This window comes from Bordetella saccharivorans, assembly GCF_045862855.1.
GTDB classification, from domain to species: domain Bacteria; phylum Pseudomonadota; class Gammaproteobacteria; order Burkholderiales; family Burkholderiaceae_B; genus Bordetella_A; species Bordetella_A petrii_F.
This window is the reverse complement of record NZ_BAAFZO010000001.1, coordinates 4056555-4071906: the sequence shown is the minus strand read 5'-3', so window position 1 is coordinate 4071906 and position 15352 is coordinate 4056555. Positions and strand designations below refer to the sequence as shown.

The window sequence follows — 15352 nt, the reverse complement described above, 5'->3', positions numbered from 1 at the left end:
CCGCCGGGGCCGCGCGCCGCCGATAAGTGGACAGGATCAGGAACGGAGCAGGTCCTCGACGGCCATGCCGATCGCCAGGATGCGCCGGTCGGCGCCATTGGCGCCGGCGATCATCAGCCCGGCCGGCGCCGTGCCGGCGGCATGGCATGGCACCGACACGGCGCAGCCGTCCAGGAAGTTGATCAAGGTCGGATTGCGCAGGATGAGCCCGTTGGCGGCGTAGTAGGCTTCGTCGCTCGCGCTGACCTCGGCGATGGTGGGCGCCGCCACGGGCACCGTGGGCATCGCCAGCGCGTCGTAGCCGGCGATGCGGTGTTCCACCGCAGCCACCCAGGCCTCGCGCGCATCGAGCAGGTCGAGGTAGTCGGCCGCCGACATCTCCTGCCCGCGGCGAATGCGCGACACCACGCGCGGGTCGTAGCGGTCGGCGGCGCGCGCGATCAGGTCGCGGTGCCAGGCCCAGGCCTCGGCGGCGGTAAAGCCGCCTTTCGCATTGATGGCGGCCAGCTGGGTGAACTCGGGCACCTCGATCTCGTCGACCAGCGCGCCGGCGGCCGACAGGCGCGCGATGGCGGCATCGAACGACGCCGCCACGTGCGCATCCATGCCGTCCAGCGCCAACGTGGTCGGCACGGCCAGGCGCAGCCCGCGCAGCGCGGCGGGCTGCCACGATTCGACCGCGTCGCCGGCCAGGATGGCGTCCAGCGTGGCGCAGCAGCGCACGGTCGGCGCCAGCGGGCCGATCGAATCGAGGCTGGTGGACAGCGGCAGCACGCCCGCCATGGGCACGCGCCAGGCGCTCGGCTTGAAACCGGCCAGGCCGCACAGCGCCGCCGGGATGCGCACCGAGCCGCCCGTGTCCGAGCCGATGGCGCCGATGGCCATGCCATCGGTGACCGACACCGCCGCGCCCGACGACGAACCGCCGGGAATGCGGCCGGCGGTGCGGTCCCACGGATTGCGCGGCGTGCCATAGTGCGGATTGACCCCCAGCCCCGAATAAGCGAACTCGACCATGTTGGTGCGGCCCACGATGACGGCGCCGGCCGCCAGCAGGCGCTGCACCACCACGGCGTGCTCGTCTGCCGCGGGCTCGCCCTGGCGCGCCACGGAACCCGCCAGGGTGGTCTCGCCCGCCACGTCGAACAAGTCCTTGATGGAGATGGGCAGGCCGTCGATGGGCGAACGCGCCAGCCCGGCGGCGCGCAGCGTGTCGGCGGCGCGCGCGGCAGCGCGCGCTTGCTCGGCATACACGCGCGTGAACACGCGCGCGCCCTCGCCGGCCGGATCGGCGGCGCGCGCCAGCGCGGCCTCGGTCAATTCGATAGAACTGGTGCGCCCCTCCCGCAGGGAGGCGGCGGTGTCGTTAAGGGTGGCAAGCATAGGATCCTCGCGCCGCGGCGGCGGCAGGTATGGCGGTGAATCGGGCCGGGCCGGGCGGCGCTCAGGCCACCTCGGGCAGCACCTCGACATCATAGCGGTGGCGCAGGATGCGCTGGCGGCGCGGATCTTCCAGCTCCATGATGAAGGTGGCGGACGGCCGGATGCCGCCGATGGCCGCCACGGTGCCGCAGGTCATGCCGGTGCCTTCGGGCAGCGGCGCGCCCTGCGTATAGCCGTCGATCAACTCGGCCGGCGTGCGCAGCGACGCCAGCGTGCCTTCCTGGTACAGCACCTCGGCGCCGTCCTCGACGATGTAGGAACGGATCACCAGTTCGTCCCAGTAGCCGGCCACGTCGGCCAGCCGCCAGGCGGCGGCGCCCACCGGCTTGGCGCACACCTGCTTGGACAGCGCCACGCTGTGCGCCTCGAGCTTGCGGTCGGTATGGTCCGAGGCGATGCTCACGTACAGCTCGCCGGCGGCGCGGAAGACGAAAGTCTCGACCTCGCCCGACGAGGCCTCGCCCACCGCCTGGATGCGCGGCGCCTGCGTCAATTGGTTGTCGGCGATGCGGTAGTACAGCGGCACGCTGCTGGGACGGGGCACGCCGATCGCCGCCAGCTCTTCGATGTGGTGCTCGATGGCGGCGCGGTCGCGGCCAGCCCAGCCGGCCACGACCAGGTCGCGGATATCGGCCTCGACAGTGCGCGCGGCGCCGTCGGATTCGATCTGGAATACAGCTTTCATGATGGTTCCTGCGTAAGACTCGACAAAGTAAATGCGCGCCGCTTCAGCCGAACACCCGCGGCAGCCAAAGGGCCAGGTCCGGGAAGAACGCCAGCAGCGCCAGCATGGCGAACATGGCCAGTACGAACGGCAGGCTGCCGACGATGACGGCGCCCATGTTGCCGCTCTTGCGCAGGCTCTGCACGACGAACAGGTTCAGCCCCACCGGCGGGGTGATCAGCGCGGCCTCGACCAGCACGATGATGACGATGCCCAGCCAGATCGGGTCGTAGCCGAGCGCGATCATGATGGGCGCCACGATCGGGATCGTGGTGATCATCATCGAGAGGGTTTCCATGAAGCAGCCCAGCACCAGGTAGAACAGCACCAGGATCAGCAGCATCCAGCCCGGCGACAGGCCCAGCCCGGTGATCGACTGGGTCAGCGCATCCGTCAGCCCGGTAGCTGACATGACGAAATTCAGGAAGCTGGCGGCGATCACGATCAGCATGATCATGGCGGTCGAGCGCATGGTGCCTTCGATGGACTCGCGCAGCATGGCCCAGGTCAGGCGGCGGAAGCAGGCGGCCAGCACCAGCGCGCCCAGCACGCCCAGCGCCGCCGCCTCGGTGGGCGTGGCCAGGCCGGCGTAGATCGAGCCCACCACCAGGAAGAAAATGCCCAGCGGCGGCGCCAGGTGCACCAGGCTGGCCAGGCGCTGCGTCCAGCTGGCCTTCACCTTGTGGCCGCCCCACTGCGGCTTGATGAGGCAGGCCAGCACGACGGTAAGAATGAACAGGGCCGCCAGCCCGAAGCCCGGCAGGATGCCCGCCAGGTACAGCTTGGGCACCGACGAGTTGGTCAGCACGCCGTAGATCACCAGGTTGATCGACGGCGGGATCAGGATGCCGAGCGTGCCGCCGGCGGCCAGGCTGCCGAGGAACAGCGGCTCGTTGTAGCCATACTTGCGGATCTGCGGGATGGCCACCGTGCCGACCGTGGCGGCCGTCGCCACGCTGGACCCGGACGTGGCCGAGAACAGCGTCGAGGCGCCGATATTGGCGTGCATCAGCCCGCCCGGCAACCAGGACAGCCACAGGCTCATGGCGCTGTACATGCGCTCGGCGAAACCGGAGCGCAGCAGCACTTCGCCCAGCATGATGAACAGCGGAATGGCGACCAGCAGGAATTCGTTGTTGGCGCTCCAGGACATCTCGCCGATGGCCCGCGTGAGCGGCAGCATGGAATACAGCGGGTCGAGGATCAGCCCCAGCACGCCGAGGGCCGCGCCCACCGGGATGGACAGGCCGATCAGCACCAGCAGGAGAATCAGGGCGGTGGCGATCATGCGGCGCCTCCCTTGACCATGCGCTCGCCGGCGGCGGCTTCTTCTTCGGCCTCTTCCTGCGCGGAACGCACGCCGCAGATGGCCTTGACCAGCTGCAGGTCGCCGGTGACCAGCGCCAGCGAGGCGCGCACCAGCATCAGGGCCACCGTGACGCACATCCACGCCAGCCCCAGCAGCCACAGGCCCTGGGGTATCCATAGCGGCGTGGCCAGCGGCGTATTGGCCGCCGAGTTGCCGGCCCACGACGTCTGCACCATCTCCATGGCGTAGTAGGTCAGGTACACCATGAAGATGCCGAGCGCGACCAGCGAGAGCCAGTCCAGCACCGCGGACAGGCGCACCGGCAAGTACTGGTACAGCACATCGACGCGCACATTGGCGCGCTGCAGGGTGGCGAAGGCCAGCGCCCACGAGGTGCTGATCGCGAAAGCGTAGCTGGACAGCTCATCGGCGCCGCCGGTGGTGAAACCGAGGAACTTGCGCGCCAGCACGTCGAAAGAAATCAGCAGCACGCTGGCCAGGGTGAGCGCGCCGCCCACCCAGACCGCCACGCGCGAGCAGGATTCCGCGCGGCGCAGCAACATGCCCAGCGCATGGAAGTGTTCGGGTTTGGTCATGCGTATTCGCCTCCGCGGCGCGGCCCGGCACACCGGGCGCCGGGCCCGCTGCGCCGTGCCGCGCGCGCTTGCAATCGATGGCTGGTCACTTCTTGGCGACCAGGCCGATCTCTTTGCCGATGGTCGCGTTGAAGTCCTCTACGCACTTGGCCGAGCAGCGCGCCGCCCACTTCGGCAGCACGGCATCGTTGAGCACCTTCTTCAACAACTGGCGATCGGCGTCGGTGGGCTGCACCAGCACCATCTTGCCCTTGGCCGGGTACGGGCAGGCGGCCGCGCCGGTGTTGCAGTCATAGCCTTCCTGGGTCTGGCGAGCGGCCGCGTCCCAGATGTCGTCGACCAGCTTGTCGACATTGGCCTGCAGGAACTGGCGCACCTTGGGATCGAGCTTGTCCCAGGCCTTCTGGTTGACCGCGTGGATCTGCTGGTTCCAGTTGATGGGCAAGGCGTACAAGTGCGTCGACACTTCATACCACTTGGCCGAGTAGCCCGACAGCGAACCGGTGATGGCGCAATCCACCACCTTGTTCTGCAGCGCCGGCACCACTTCGCCGAACGCCATGGTGACGCTGGACCCGCCCAGGGCCTCGACGAATTCGGCGGTGGTGCGGCTGCTGGTGCGGACCTTCTTGCCCTTGACGTCGGCCAGGCTCTTGATCTCGGCATTGCAGAACAGCACCTGGGCCGGATAGGTCGAAATGCCCAGCAGCTTGACGTTGGCGCCTTCGCCGTACAGCTTGGCGTAGACCGGCCGGAACGCCTCGGTCACGGCGCGCGCCGTCTTCACGTCGGGCGCCAGGCCGGCCAGGTCGATGGCCTCGTTGATGGGGTTGTCGGTGGCGAAGTACGACAGCGTGGCGGTGCCGAACTCGATCACGCCCTGCGACATCAGGCGCAGCAGCTCGGGCCCCTTCAAGCCCATTTCATTGAAGCCCTTGATGTCCGCGGTGACCTGGCCCTTGGACAGCTCGGGAATGGTCTTGGTCCAGAAGGGTCTTTCGTAATCGGTGTAGGCGGTCAGGTTGCTGAGCCCGCCCACCACCTTGAGATGGGCCTTGGGCAGGTCCTGGGCATGCGCGGCGCCGGCCAGCAGCATCGCGGCGGCGTAGATCAACGGCTTCTTCATGGGGCTTTCTCCTTGCAGGCGGGATTCGACCGCGCGCCGGGCCCCGTTGCCCGGTGGCGCGCTGCGATGGGGTGGCCGGCCGCGGTGCGGCCCGACCTCCTGCCGCGCATTCCACCGGGCGGGTCGGTTCCTGTCCAATCGTAAGTGTGGATGCCGAGGTATAAATATTTTTTAGGTCTTGCTCCGCTGCCGCCTCGCCGAGGGCTGCGAGCCAGCAATGACGCGGGTTTGCGGGCGATCCGCGGGGCCGCGGCGCGGCCGCGGCGGGCGGGCCCGCGCATACGCCGGCGGACGATGTATCAGGGAAAATCCTAGGGCCTGCCGGCTCGCCGCCGGCTCACGCCAACAGCACCTGGCGCGTGTCCGCCGCCCGCATCGGACCCGGCCCGGGGCTTCCGAATGCCGCCAGCAGTTCGCGCGCCTTGTCGCGGGCCTGCGCCAGCGTGGCCACGGCCACGAAAGGCAGGCCAAGGGCGCGCGGATCGGGCACGATAGAGACGAAGCCGGCGCAGCGCTGCCGCAATCGCGCCAGGTTCAAGCCCTGCCAGGCCGCCATGTCGCGCCGCTCCAGGGGCGCCATGTCGACATTCAAGTCGGTGCCGATCAACACGAACGGCTCGGCACTGGCCGCCAGCATGTCCATCTCGCGCGTCCAGATATGGGCGGTCCCCGAAGATGCGCGCGGACGGCGCGTCAACACTACCGGGAAATGCGTCAGGTCGTGCAGCGCGAACGCGTCGGGATTCATTCGAACACTCCTTTGGCGGGGGCGGGCCGGCCACTGCACGCCGCGCAGCAGCCATACAGGCCCAGGTTGTAGCTTTCCAGCGCGAACCCGTGGCGCCGCGCCACCCGCTCGGCCTGCTGGGCAATGGCGGGATCGCACAATTCGACCACCTGGCCGCACCGCGTGCAGACCAGGTGGTCATGGCGCGCCTTGCTGCCCAGCTCGAACAGGCCGCCATGCGGCTCGACCTGGATGCGGCTGAGCACGCCGGCCCCGGTCAACTGGCCGAGCACCCGGTACACGGTGGCCAGCCCGATCTCGACGCGCTGCTCCATCAGCAGCCGGTAGACGTCGGTGGCGCTCAGGTGGCGGTCGGGATGGTTGTCGAACACCTCGAGCACTTTCAGGCGCGGCAAGGTAGTTTTCATGCCGGCCTGGCGCAGATTCCTGTCGGTCATCGCCCTGCTCCCATCACGGCTATTGCCGGAACTCAATGATGAGAATGATGTACATTTGCATTGAGAGCGACTAACGGAATCCCGTCAACCTATGCCTCAAATCCGCCAACCTCTGCTGACACAGGGCCCGCCGGCCGTCGACCCGGCCCACCTGCTCACGCCGTTCCATGTCGAGGGGCCGCGCCAGAATCGCGGCATCAGCGTGCCGCCGCACCGCCATGCCCAGGGCATGCTGCTGATGGTGCAGGAAGGCCTGAGCATGGTGCAGAGCGACGGGGTCGGCCTGACCATGACGCCCGGACGCGTCGGCTGGATTCCGCCCGGCGTACTGCACGAGGCCAGCTGGTACGGCCACGCGCGCGGCCTGTTCGTCTACGTGCGGGCGGACGGCTGCGACCGCCTGCCTGCCCAGTCGCGCGTCTGGCCCTCCAGCCCGCTGATCGAGGCGCTGCTGCACCGGCTGGCCGGCGCGCCGGCGGACGGGCTGCAACGCCGCCATACCCTGCGCCTGTTCGACCTGCTGATCACCGAATTACAGCTGTGCGACGAAGTGCGGTTGTCGCTGCCCATGCCGCGCGACCGCCGGCTGCGCGAGCTGGCCGCGTCGCTGCTGGACCAGCCCGAGGACGGCCGCGGCATCGAGGCCTGGGCGCGGCGGCTGAATATGTCGTCGCGCACGCTGATGCGGCGCTTTCGCGGCGAGACCGGCGTCACGCTCGGGCAATGGCGGCAGCAGGCCCGCCTGCTGCGCGCGCAGGAAATGCTGGCCATGGGCAAGCCGGTCACCGAAGTCGCGCTGGCGGTGGGATACGAAAGCACCAGCGCCTTCATCGGCAGCTTCCGTGCCGCTTTCGGCGTGACGCCCAGCCAGTATTTCGGGCGTCACTGAGGACGCCCTGCCGCGAGCCTATACCGTGGGCAGCGGGCCCAGCCTGCCCGCCGCCGCCTGCTGCGCCAACAGGGCGATGGTGCGCGGCGCATGGCTGTCCGGCCCCTGCACCCAGGTCGCCGTGAACGCCAGGTCGGGCAGCGGGTCGGCCTGCACGTCCAGCAGGCGCAGTTCGCCGCTGGTCAGTTCCTTGTCGAGGAATACCGGCGCGATGACGCTGGTGCCGATGCAGTCCAGCGTCATGCGCACCACCATCGACAAAGAGGCGCTGCCATACATGCGCGGCGCCCGCACGCCGGCGCGCGTCAGCATGTCGCGCACAAGCTGGTAGGGGCTGCTGCTGGACGGATAGGTGATCACCGGCAAGGTGCCGATGCGTTCGAGCGTCACCGGCTCGGGGCCGAGCGCCAGCCGCGGGCTGGCGACCCAGGCCAGCGGATAGGCGCACAGCGGCAGGTTCTCGACGCGGGCCTCGAGCACCGGGCCCATCAGGAACGCCAGGTCGATCTGCCGCGACAGCAGGTGGCTGCGCAGCACCGGCGTGGTGTCCACTTCGATCTGCAGCACCAGCGCCGGATAGGCTGCGTGCATGTGTTCGATCAGCGCCGGCAGCCAGGTCTGCACGATGGTCTCGGCCACGCCCAGGCGCAGGGGGCCGCGCATCACGTTCTGCTCGCGCGCGGCCTGCAGCATGTCGCGCCGCAATTGCAGCATGCGTTCGGCGTGCGACAGCAGTTCCTGGCCCTTGGCGGTCAGGGTGACGCCGCGCGCATCGCGCTCGAACAGGCGCACGCCCAGGTCGCGCTCGAGCGAGGCGATGCGCTGCGAGACGGCCGGCTGCGTGGTGTTGAGCTTCTCGGAGGCGGCGCGGAAACTGCCCAGCGTCGACACCCAGAAGAAGGTTTCAATATTTCGTAGATCGATCATGGCCCGCGTCCGTATGGCGGGGATGAGCGTATCATGTGCCGTTTCGCCAGGCCGAGGCCCCCGCCCGCCTGGCGTTCGACCGTCTGCCTGAAGGAGATCCCCATGCACCGGGCCGCCGCCGGCGCCGCGCCGGCAGCCATGCCGCCCCACCCCGCGCGCCCGCCCGCGACGCGGCCGCTGGTGGGCATCGTACTGTTGATCCTGTCGGCCTGGACGCTGTCGTGCCTGGACGCCAGCGGCAAATGGGTCATGGCCGCCGGCGTGCCGCTGCTGATCCTGTGCTGGGTGCGCTACCTGGTGCACCTGCTGCTGGTGCTGGCGCTGGTGCTGCCGGGCCGTGGCATGGCCGTCCTGCGCAGCCGCCACCCGCGCGAGCAGTTGTTGCGCGGCGGCTCGATGCTGGTGGCCACCCTGGCCTTCTTCACCACCCTGAGCTACATGCCGCAGGCCGAGGCCACCGCCATCAACTTCCTGGCCCCGCTGATCGTGCTGGCGCTGGCTCCCTGGGTCCTGAAAGAACCGCCGCGCGCGTCGCGCTGGGTGGCGGCGGCGGTGGCGTTCATCGGCGTGCTCATCATCATCCGCCCCGGTGGCGGCCTGCATCCGCTGGGCGTGCTGTTCGGCCTGCTGACGGCCTGCTGTTTCGCCGCGCAGTTCATCGCCACCCGCCGCGTGGCCGGCGACGATCCCTACACCTCGCTGATCTGGAGCGGCGCGGTCGGCGCAGTCTGCCTGACGCTGGCCCTGCCGTTCACGCTGCCGCCCGCCCTGCCGGCGCTGCGCGAGCTCGACCCCGGCAACTGGCTGCTGCTGCTGTCGACCGGCGTGTCCGGCGCGCTCGGCCACCTGATGCAGATCGGCGCCTACCGCAACGCCGCGGCGTCCACGCTGGCGCCATTCGTGTACCTGCAGATCGTCAGCGCCACCGCCATCGGCTGGCTGGCGTGGGGACATTTCCCCGATGCCCTGACCTGGCTGGGCATCGCCATCATTTGCGGCAGCGGCATCGTCATCGGCCTGATCGAATGGCGCCGCAGCCGCGCCTTCGAGCCGGCGCCCTAGCGCCCCGGGCGCCGGCTCAGGCCGCGCGCCGGAATTCACGCCGGTAGGCCGAGGGCGAGACCCTCAGCACGCGGCGGAAATGCTGCCGCAGCGACAGCGGCGTGCCGAATCCCGCCTGGCCGGCGATGACTTCGATGGGCGCATCGCTGGTTTCCAGCAGACGCTGCGCCAGGGCCAGCCGCTGCGCCAGCAGCCACTGCCCGACCGTGCCGCCGGTGGCCTGGCGGAAATGGCGCGTGAACGTGCGCCGGCTCATGGCGGCGCGGGCGGCCAGCGCGTCGAGGTCATGCGCGCGGTCCAGGTTGGCGGCCAGCCATGCCAGCACGCCGGCCAGGCGATCGGCGCCGACCGACGCCGGCACCGGCTGCTCGACGTACTGGGCCTGGCCGCCCTGCCGGTGCGGCGGGACCACCAGCCGGCGCGCCACGCCATTGGCCGCCTCCGCGCCCCAGCGCCGCCGCAGCACATGCAGGCAGCAATCAATGCCGGCCGCCGTGCCCGCCGATGTCACCACGTCATCTTCGTCGACGTACAGCACGTCGCGATCGAGCCGCACCCGCGGATAGCGAGCCGCGAAGTCCTCGGCCCACATCCAGTGCGTGCTGGCGCTGCGGCCGTCCAGCAAGCCGGCCTCGGCCACCACGAAAGCTCCCAGGCACAGCCCCACCACCAGCGCGCCGCGCGCATGGGCGCGCTGCAGTGCCCGCAGCAAGGCGGGCGGCGCCGGTTCGGCGGTGTCGCGCCAGCTCGGCACGATGACGATATCGGCCCGCGCCAGGTCGCGCAGGCCGTGGCTGGCCTGCACCGTGAAGCCGGCGCTGGTGTGCAGCGGGCCGGGCTCGACCGCGCATACACGCAGGTCGAACAGCGGCAGGCCGGGCGAGTCGCGCGTCTCGAACACGGCGCAGGGCACCGTCAGGTGAAAGGCGCTGATCTGGTCGAAGGCCGCCACCGCCACCACGGTGGCGCGCGGAGCATGGCGGGCGGCATCCCGGGAACTGGGCATGGCGTGGTCCGGAAAGGCAATGGCCCGATTTTATCTAACATTGTCATTCAGGCCACTATCAACCGCGTCCGCCGGCGGGAATAATGCGGTCATCCAGCCCAACAGGAGAACCAGAATGGCCTCAACCGCTCCCCGCCGCGCCCTGATCGTGGTCGACGTGCAGAATGAATACTTCACCGGCGACCTGCCGATCGAGTACCCCGATCCACAACAATCGCTGGCCAATATCGGGCGCGCCATGGACGCCGCGCTCGCGGCGGGCGTGCCGATCGTGGTGGTGCAGGACATCGAGCCCGCCCAGGCCCCGCTGTTCGCCCAGGGCTCGCACGGCGCCGAACTGCACCCCAGCGTGGCCGCCCGCCCGTACGACCACCTGGCCGTCAAGTGCATGCCCAGTGCGTTCGCCGGCACGGGCCTGGAGGCCTGGCTGGCCGAGCGCGGCATCGACACCATCACGGTGGTGGGCTACATGACCCACAATTGCGACGACTCCACGGTCAAGCATGCCGTGCACGCCGGGCTGCAGGTGGAGCTGCTGTCCGATGCAACCGGCTCGGTGCCGTACGCCAACCGCGCCGGCCAGGCCACGGCGGAAGAGATCCACCGCGTGCTGACGGTGGTGATGCAGAGCCGCTTCGCGGCCGTGATGCAGACGCAGGAATGGATCGCGGGCCTGAATGGCGCGCCCATGCCCGCGCGCGACAACATCTACGCATCGAACCAACGGGCCCGCGGGCTGGCGGCACAGGCCGCCTGACGCGCGGGCGCTCCGCCTCTGCGGGGCGCCCGCGCGGCGGCGTCAGGCCGCCATCCGGCCGGCCGCCAACACCAGCTGGCTGCCGCAACGCGCCGCCAGCTGCGGGTCGTGCGTGACCAGCACCAGCGTGGTGCCATGCTCGCGATGCAGGTCGAACATCAGGTCGATGACCGTCGCCCCCGTGGCGGCGTCGAGGCTGCCGGTGGGCTCGTCGGCAAACAGCAGGTCGGGCTGGACCACGAAGGCGCGCGCCAGCGACACGCGCTGCTGCTCGCCCCCGGACAGCGTGCGCGGATAGTGATGCAGGCGCTCGCCCAGTCCGACCCGCTGCAGCATGGCCTGCGCGGCGTCGCGGGCCGGCTGCCCGGCCAGTTCGAGCGGCAGCATGACGTTTTCCAGGGCGGTCAGGTTGGGCAGCAATTGGAACGACTGGAACACGAAGCCCACGTGGCGGGCGCGCAGCCGCGCCCGGCCGTCCTCGTCGAGCGAGAATAAGTCCTGCCCGGCCAGCCGCACCGTGCCCGAGGAGGGAACATCCAGGCCGGCCATGAGTCCCAGCAGCGTAGACTTGCCGGAACCGGAACTGCCGGTGATGGCCACGGCGCTGCCGGCGGCCACCTTAAAATCGATTCCATCCAGGATCGACAGCGTGCCCCCGGCGTCGGATACCTGCTTGCCCAGCCCAGAGACTTCGATCGAGACCTTGCTATCCATGCGCGTATTTTTCCGTTTGTTTGTTGCCGCCGCGATGGCCTGCGCCACCGCCGTGTTTCCCGCCCACGCTCAGACCGCCGGCGCGGCGCCAGGTTCCGCGGCGCGCACGCTGCTGGTGGTCGGCGACAGCCTGTCGGCCGAATATGGCCTGGCGCGCGGCAGCGGCTGGGTGCCGCTGCTCGAGCGCCGGCTGTCTGAACAATACCCCAACTATCGGGTCGTCAATGCCAGCATCAGCGGCGACACCACCAGCGGCGGCATGGCCCGCCTGCCCGCCCTGCTGGAACGCCACCAACCCGCCATCGTGGTGCTGGAACTCGGCTCGAACGATGCCCTGCGCGGGCTGTCGCTGCAGATGACGGAACAGAACCTGCGCAGCATGGCGCAGCGCGCGCGCCAGGCCGGCGCCAAGGTGCTGATTGTGGGAATGCAAATTCCGCCCAACTATGGGCGCGATTACGCGCAGCGCTTCGCCGGGCTGTTCCCGGCGGTGGCCCAGGCCGAGCAGGCCCGCCTGGTGCCGTTCCTGATGGACGGCATGGCCACCGACCGCGCCATGTTCCAGGCCGATGGCATCCACCCCAACGAGCAGGCCCAGCCCAAACTGCTGGAAAACGTCTGGGCCGGCCTGCGGCCCATGCTGGAAGCGGATCAGCCGGCCGACTGATCCGGGCTCTTCAGGACCGCCTCGGCCTCGGGGAGGATCTTGACCTGGTATTGTTGCCGCAGCATGTCCAGCACGGCGGCGTCTTCCGCCTGGCCCCAGGCGGCGCCAAGCTGGCGGGCCAGCAGGTCGCGGGCCGAGGCATCGGCCGTGCCGGGCTCGACTTTTTCCAGGCGCACCACTACGTAGTCGTCGCCATCGGCCACGCCTGCATATGCCGGCAGCGGCTGGGACGGCAGGCGCATGGCGGCCTCCAGGACGGGTTGCGGCAGTTGCTGGGCCTGCTGGCGCGACACCACGATGGCGGGCTCGAAGCCCTCGGGCTGCGCCGCCGCATCTGCCTTCCAGCCGTCCAGGGCCGCGGTCGCCGCCTTGCGGGCCGCCTCGGCCGCGCGTTCGGCGACCAGACGCTCGCGGATCGAATCGCTGACCTTCTCCAGGGGCGGCACCTGCTCGGGCTGCACTTGCGCCACCCGCACCGCCACCATGGTGTCGGGCGAGATCTCGATGACGCCGGAATTCTGCTTGTCGCGCAGCGACTCGGGCGCGAACAGGGCCTGGCGCACGCGCGGATTGTCGAGCAGCGCGGCATCGGGGCCGCCCGCGGCGGCGTTGGCGCCGGCCTCGTCGGCCGGCAGCAGGCCTTCGCGGGTGATGCCCGCGGCGGTCCGCACCTTCAGGCCGAGCTGGTCGGCCACCGGCTGCAGGCTGTCGCGCTGGTCGTACACCGACTTGGTGAGCTCCGACGCCATGTCGGAGAAACGCGTGGCGGCGATCTGCTTGCGGATCTCGGCGGCGATTTCGTCGCGCACTTCGGCCAGCGGCTTGATGGCGGCCGGCTGCAGGTCGGTAAGCTTGATGATGTGCAGGCCGGCCGGGCTTTCCACCACGCCCGAGACCTGGCCCTTGGACAGGCCGAAAATGGCCTTGGACAACGGCGCCAGCGGGCCGCCCAGCGTGGTGGCGCCCATCCAGCCCAGGTCGCCGCCATTGCCGGCTGAGCCGGCGTCCTGCGATTCGGCGCGGGCCAGGTCGGCGAACTTGTCGGGTTCGGCGGCGGCCTGCTTGGCCAGCGATTCCGCCTTGGCGCGGGCCGCCTTGCGCGCTTCTTCGGAAGCGCCGGCCGGCAGTTCGATCATGATGTGGCTGGCCCGGCGGCGTTCGGGCTGGCCGTAGTTGTTCTTGTTCTGCTCGTAGAAGCTGGTGATGTCTTCGTCCTTGACCTGCACGCCCTCTGTCGCGGCGGCCTCGTCCAGCACCAGGTATTCCGCCGTGACATTCTGCGGCACCGTGAGTTGCTGCTTGTTGGCGTCGTACCAGGTCTTGATGTCCTGGTCGGAGACGGCCACGCCGGCGCGGTAGGCCGCGGCGTCGAAGCGGCGCACCTGCACCGTGCGCTGCTGCGTCAGCGCGGACTCGAGCGCGGCCGTGACCGTGGCCGGCGCGCTGGCCGACTGGGTGACCGGCTCAAGCACGCGCGCCACCGCCAGGTCGCGCCGCAGGCCGGCCTCGAACGAGGTCGGCGTCATGCCCTGGGCCGCCAGCACCTGGCGGTAGCGCTCGGGCGAAAAGCGGCCGTTGTCCTGCACCTGGGGAATGGCGGCGATGGTGTTGCGCAGCGTGCCATCCGACACCGAGAAGCGGTTATCGGCCGCCACCTGGGCCAGCAGGCGCTGGTCGATCAGCTGGTTCAGCAGTTGTTCGCGCATCGCCGGGGTGTCGACCAGGGCCGGGTCGAACTGGCTGCCCAGGCGTTGGCGGAACTGTTCGAGCTGGTTGCGATGCGCCATGTCGAACTCGCCGCGGGTGATGGGCTGGCCGGCCACCGTGGCCAATTCGGGTTCGCGGCTGATGAAGCTTTCGTAGCCCTGGATACCGACCAGGAAGAACGACGGCACGATCAGGATCAGCAGAATGAACTGCATCCAGCGGCGGTGATTGCGAAATAGATCGAACATGGAATCCCTGTTTGCCCTGCGCGGCGCGGGGAAAGCGCGCACCACGCCGCAAGAAAACGCATAAAAAAGGGCGAACCGGTTCGCCCTTGCCAGGTGCCGGAATCCAACCCGGTCAGCCGGCGGAGTTTACCATTTCCGACCCGGACGCCGCAGGGGAGTTCCGCGCGGGCCGGCCCGCGCCGCCGAAGGAGTATTCTTGCAAACTTCCCCCAGCCGCATCGCTTGCCGAGGCCTGCATGAACGCCCCCTTGCCCCCCTGGCCCTACCCGGCCCACATCGCGCATCGCGGCGGTGGCCGCCTGGCGCCCGAGAACACCCTGGCGGCCATGCGCGTGGGCGCCCAGCACCGCTTCCGCATGTTCGAGTTCGACGTGAAACTCAGCCGCGACGACGTGCTCGTCCTGCTGCACGACGACACCCTGGACCGCACTACCGACGGCCGCGGCCCGGCCGCCGCGCAATCGTTCGCCGAACTGGCCCGCCTGGATGCCGGCGGCTGGCATTCGCCCGCCTACGTGGGCGAGCCGGTGCCGGCCTTCGAGGCGGTGGCGCGCTATGCCCTGGCCAATGGCATCGCCTGCAATATCGAGATCAAGCCCAGCCCCGGCCAGGAGTCCGCCACCGGCGCCGCCGTGGCCCTGGCCGCGCGCCGACTGTGGCGGGACGCCCTGCCCGCGCCGCTGCTATCGTCGTTTTCCGAGACCGCCCTGGCGGCCGCCCAGGCGGCCGCGCCCGAGCTGCCGCGCGCCCTGCTGGTCGAACAGGTGCCGCCCGACTGGCGCGAGCGCCTGGCGCGCCACGACTGCGAGGCGCTCAATATCAACCAGCGCGACGCCAGCCGCGAACTGATCGAAGCGGTGCACGCGGCCGGCTATCGCATCGCCGCCTGGACCGTCAACGACCCGGCGCGGGCGCGGCTGCTGCTATCCTGGGGCCTGGACGCCTTGTTCACGGACGAGCTGATCGAAATCAGCCCGCCCTAGCATCATTCA

At 69.9% G+C, this 15352-nt stretch carries 16 protein-coding genes; 5 read left to right on the top strand and 11 right to left on the bottom strand.

All coding sequences use genetic code 11. The annotated features are described in order from the left end of the window. Positions 1–36: 36 nt before the first annotated feature. The 7 genes from ACKTT0_RS19610 to ACKTT0_RS19580 all read right to left on the bottom strand — a co-directional run bounded on the left by ACKTT0_RS19610 (position 37) and on the right by ACKTT0_RS19580 (position 6383). Positions 37–1383, bottom strand: coding sequence for an amidase (locus ACKTT0_RS19610; protein WP_407851446.1), 1347 nt, complete (start codon positions 1381–1383; stop codon positions 37–39). Positions 1384–1444: 61 nt separating this feature from the next. Next, positions 1445–2128 (bottom strand): DUF2848 domain-containing protein, encoded by a 684-nt coding sequence (locus ACKTT0_RS19605; protein WP_407851445.1) that lies wholly within the window; start codon positions 2126–2128, stop codon positions 1445–1447. 43 nt (positions 2129–2171) lie between these two features. Further along, on the bottom strand, positions 2172–3455 hold the full coding sequence (locus ACKTT0_RS19600) for a TRAP transporter large permease (RefSeq protein ID WP_407851444.1): 1284 nt from the start codon (positions 3453–3455) through the stop codon (positions 2172–2174). Next, a complete protein-coding gene (locus ACKTT0_RS19595) occupies positions 3452–4072 on the bottom strand; it encodes a TRAP transporter small permease subunit (RefSeq protein WP_407851443.1) in 621 nt (206 codons plus the stop codon). The genes ACKTT0_RS19600 and ACKTT0_RS19595 overlap by 4 nt, the downstream gene beginning before the upstream one ends. A gap of 85 nt (positions 4073–4157) precedes the next feature. Further along, positions 4158–5198 (bottom strand): TRAP transporter substrate-binding protein, encoded by a 1041-nt coding sequence (locus ACKTT0_RS19590; protein ID WP_407851442.1) that lies wholly within the window; start codon positions 5196–5198, stop codon positions 4158–4160. 337 nt (positions 5199–5535) lie between these two features. Beyond that, on the bottom strand, positions 5536–5946 hold the full coding sequence (locus tag ACKTT0_RS19585; RefSeq protein WP_407851441.1) for a hypothetical protein: 411 nt from the start codon (positions 5944–5946) through the stop codon (positions 5536–5538). Beyond that, entirely contained in the window at positions 5943–6383 is a 441-nt protein-coding gene (locus tag ACKTT0_RS19580; protein ID WP_407851440.1) for a transcriptional repressor, read from the bottom strand. Before ACKTT0_RS19580 ends, ACKTT0_RS19585 begins: the two co-directional genes overlap by 4 nt. Before the next feature lie 91 nt (positions 6384–6474). On the opposite strand from ACKTT0_RS19580, the gene ACKTT0_RS19575 reads away from it, so the two are divergent. Continuing rightward, a complete protein-coding gene (locus ACKTT0_RS19575) occupies positions 6475–7272 on the top strand; it encodes an AraC family transcriptional regulator (RefSeq protein ID WP_407851439.1) in 798 nt (265 codons plus the stop codon). A gap of 18 nt (positions 7273–7290) precedes the next feature. Here ACKTT0_RS19575 and ACKTT0_RS19570 read toward each other — a convergent pair whose 3' ends face one another. Further along, entirely contained in the window at positions 7291–8199 is a 909-nt protein-coding gene (locus tag ACKTT0_RS19570) for a LysR family transcriptional regulator (protein WP_407851438.1), read from the bottom strand. 102 nt (positions 8200–8301) lie between these two features. Between ACKTT0_RS19570 and ACKTT0_RS19565 the strand changes: the two genes are divergently transcribed. Then, complete coding sequence (locus ACKTT0_RS19565; protein WP_407851437.1) at positions 8302–9261, top strand: DMT family transporter; 960 nt, start codon at positions 8302–8304, stop codon at positions 9259–9261. A 16-nt stretch (positions 9262–9277) separates the two neighbouring features. Here ACKTT0_RS19565 and ACKTT0_RS19560 read toward each other — a convergent pair whose 3' ends face one another. Beyond that, positions 9278–10267 carry a GlxA family transcriptional regulator gene (locus ACKTT0_RS19560; RefSeq protein WP_407851436.1) on the bottom strand — a complete coding sequence of 330 codons (990 nt, stop codon included), beginning with the start codon at positions 10265–10267 and terminating at the stop codon, positions 9278–9280. A 115-nt stretch (positions 10268–10382) separates the two neighbouring features. On the opposite strand from ACKTT0_RS19560, the gene ACKTT0_RS19555 reads away from it, so the two are divergent. After that, complete coding sequence (locus tag ACKTT0_RS19555) at positions 10383–11024, top strand: cysteine hydrolase family protein (protein WP_407851435.1); 642 nt, start codon at positions 10383–10385, stop codon at positions 11022–11024. Positions 11025–11066: 42 nt separating this feature from the next. On the opposite strand, the gene ACKTT0_RS19550 is transcribed toward ACKTT0_RS19555, so the two are convergent. Next, positions 11067–11738: an ABC transporter ATP-binding protein gene (locus ACKTT0_RS19550; protein WP_407851434.1), complete on the bottom strand. Its 672-nt coding sequence runs from the start codon at positions 11736–11738 to the stop codon at positions 11067–11069. Between ACKTT0_RS19550 and ACKTT0_RS19545 the strand changes: the two genes are divergently transcribed. Continuing rightward, positions 11737–12405, top strand: a complete 669-nt coding sequence (locus tag ACKTT0_RS19545; RefSeq protein ID WP_407851433.1) for an arylesterase — start codon at positions 11737–11739, stop codon at positions 12403–12405. The genes ACKTT0_RS19550 and ACKTT0_RS19545 overlap by 2 nt on opposite strands. Here ACKTT0_RS19545 and ACKTT0_RS19540 read toward each other — a convergent pair. Next, on the bottom strand, positions 12390–14360 hold the full coding sequence (locus ACKTT0_RS19540) for a SurA N-terminal domain-containing protein (protein WP_407851432.1): 1971 nt from the start codon (positions 14358–14360) through the stop codon (positions 12390–12392). The two genes, ACKTT0_RS19545 and ACKTT0_RS19540, sit on opposite strands and share 16 nt — an antisense overlap. Positions 14361–14596: 236 nt before the next feature. Here ACKTT0_RS19540 and ugpQ point away from each other — a divergent pair, with 236 nt between their 5' ends. Next, positions 14597–15343 carry a glycerophosphodiester phosphodiesterase gene (gene ugpQ / locus ACKTT0_RS19535; protein ID WP_407851431.1) on the top strand — a complete coding sequence of 249 codons (747 nt, stop codon included), beginning with the start codon at positions 14597–14599 and terminating at the stop codon, positions 15341–15343. Positions 15344–15352: the final 9 nt, after the last annotated feature.

Bases quoted from the DNA above. Each gene is read 5' to 3' on its own strand.
- ACKTT0_RS19550 (WP_407851434.1), bottom strand. From the start codon at position 11,738: ATGGATAGCAAGGTCTCGATCGAAGTCTCTGGGCTGGGCAAGCAGGTA.
- ACKTT0_RS19610 (WP_407851446.1), bottom strand. From the start codon at position 1,383: ATGCTTGCCACCCTTAACGACACCGCCGCCTCCCTGCGGGAGGGGCGC.
- ACKTT0_RS19560 (WP_407851436.1), bottom strand. From the start codon at position 10,267: ATGCCCAGTTCCCGGGATGCCGCCCGCCATGCTCCGCGCGCCACCGTG.
- ACKTT0_RS19545 (WP_407851433.1), top strand. From the start codon at position 11,737: ATGCGCGTATTTTTCCGTTTGTTTGTTGCCGCCGCGATGGCCTGCGCC.
- ACKTT0_RS19600 (WP_407851444.1), bottom strand. From the start codon at position 3,455: ATGATCGCCACCGCCCTGATTCTCCTGCTGGTGCTGATCGGCCTGTCC.
- ACKTT0_RS19585 (WP_407851441.1), bottom strand. From the start codon at position 5,946: ATGAATCCCGACGCGTTCGCGCTGCACGACCTGACGCATTTCCCGGTA.
- ACKTT0_RS19605 (WP_407851445.1), bottom strand. From the start codon at position 2,128: ATGAAAGCTGTATTCCAGATCGAATCCGACGGCGCCGCGCGCACTGTC.
- ACKTT0_RS19590 (WP_407851442.1), bottom strand. From the start codon at position 5,198: ATGAAGAAGCCGTTGATCTACGCCGCCGCGATGCTGCTGGCCGGCGCC.
- ACKTT0_RS19540 (WP_407851432.1), bottom strand. From the start codon at position 14,360: ATGTTCGATCTATTTCGCAATCACCGCCGCTGGATGCAGTTCATTCTG.
- ACKTT0_RS19575 (WP_407851439.1), top strand. From the start codon at position 6,475: ATGCCTCAAATCCGCCAACCTCTGCTGACACAGGGCCCGCCGGCCGTC.
- ugpQ (WP_407851431.1), top strand. From the start codon at position 14,597: ATGAACGCCCCCTTGCCCCCCTGGCCCTACCCGGCCCACATCGCGCAT.
- ACKTT0_RS19565 (WP_407851437.1), top strand. From the start codon at position 8,302: ATGCACCGGGCCGCCGCCGGCGCCGCGCCGGCAGCCATGCCGCCCCAC.
- ACKTT0_RS19555 (WP_407851435.1), top strand. From the start codon at position 10,383: ATGGCCTCAACCGCTCCCCGCCGCGCCCTGATCGTGGTCGACGTGCAG.
- ACKTT0_RS19580 (WP_407851440.1), bottom strand. From the start codon at position 6,383: ATGACCGACAGGAATCTGCGCCAGGCCGGCATGAAAACTACCTTGCCG.
- ACKTT0_RS19570 (WP_407851438.1), bottom strand. From the start codon at position 8,199: ATGATCGATCTACGAAATATTGAAACCTTCTTCTGGGTGTCGACGCTG.
- ACKTT0_RS19595 (WP_407851443.1), bottom strand. From the start codon at position 4,072: ATGACCAAACCCGAACACTTCCATGCGCTGGGCATGTTGCTGCGCCGC.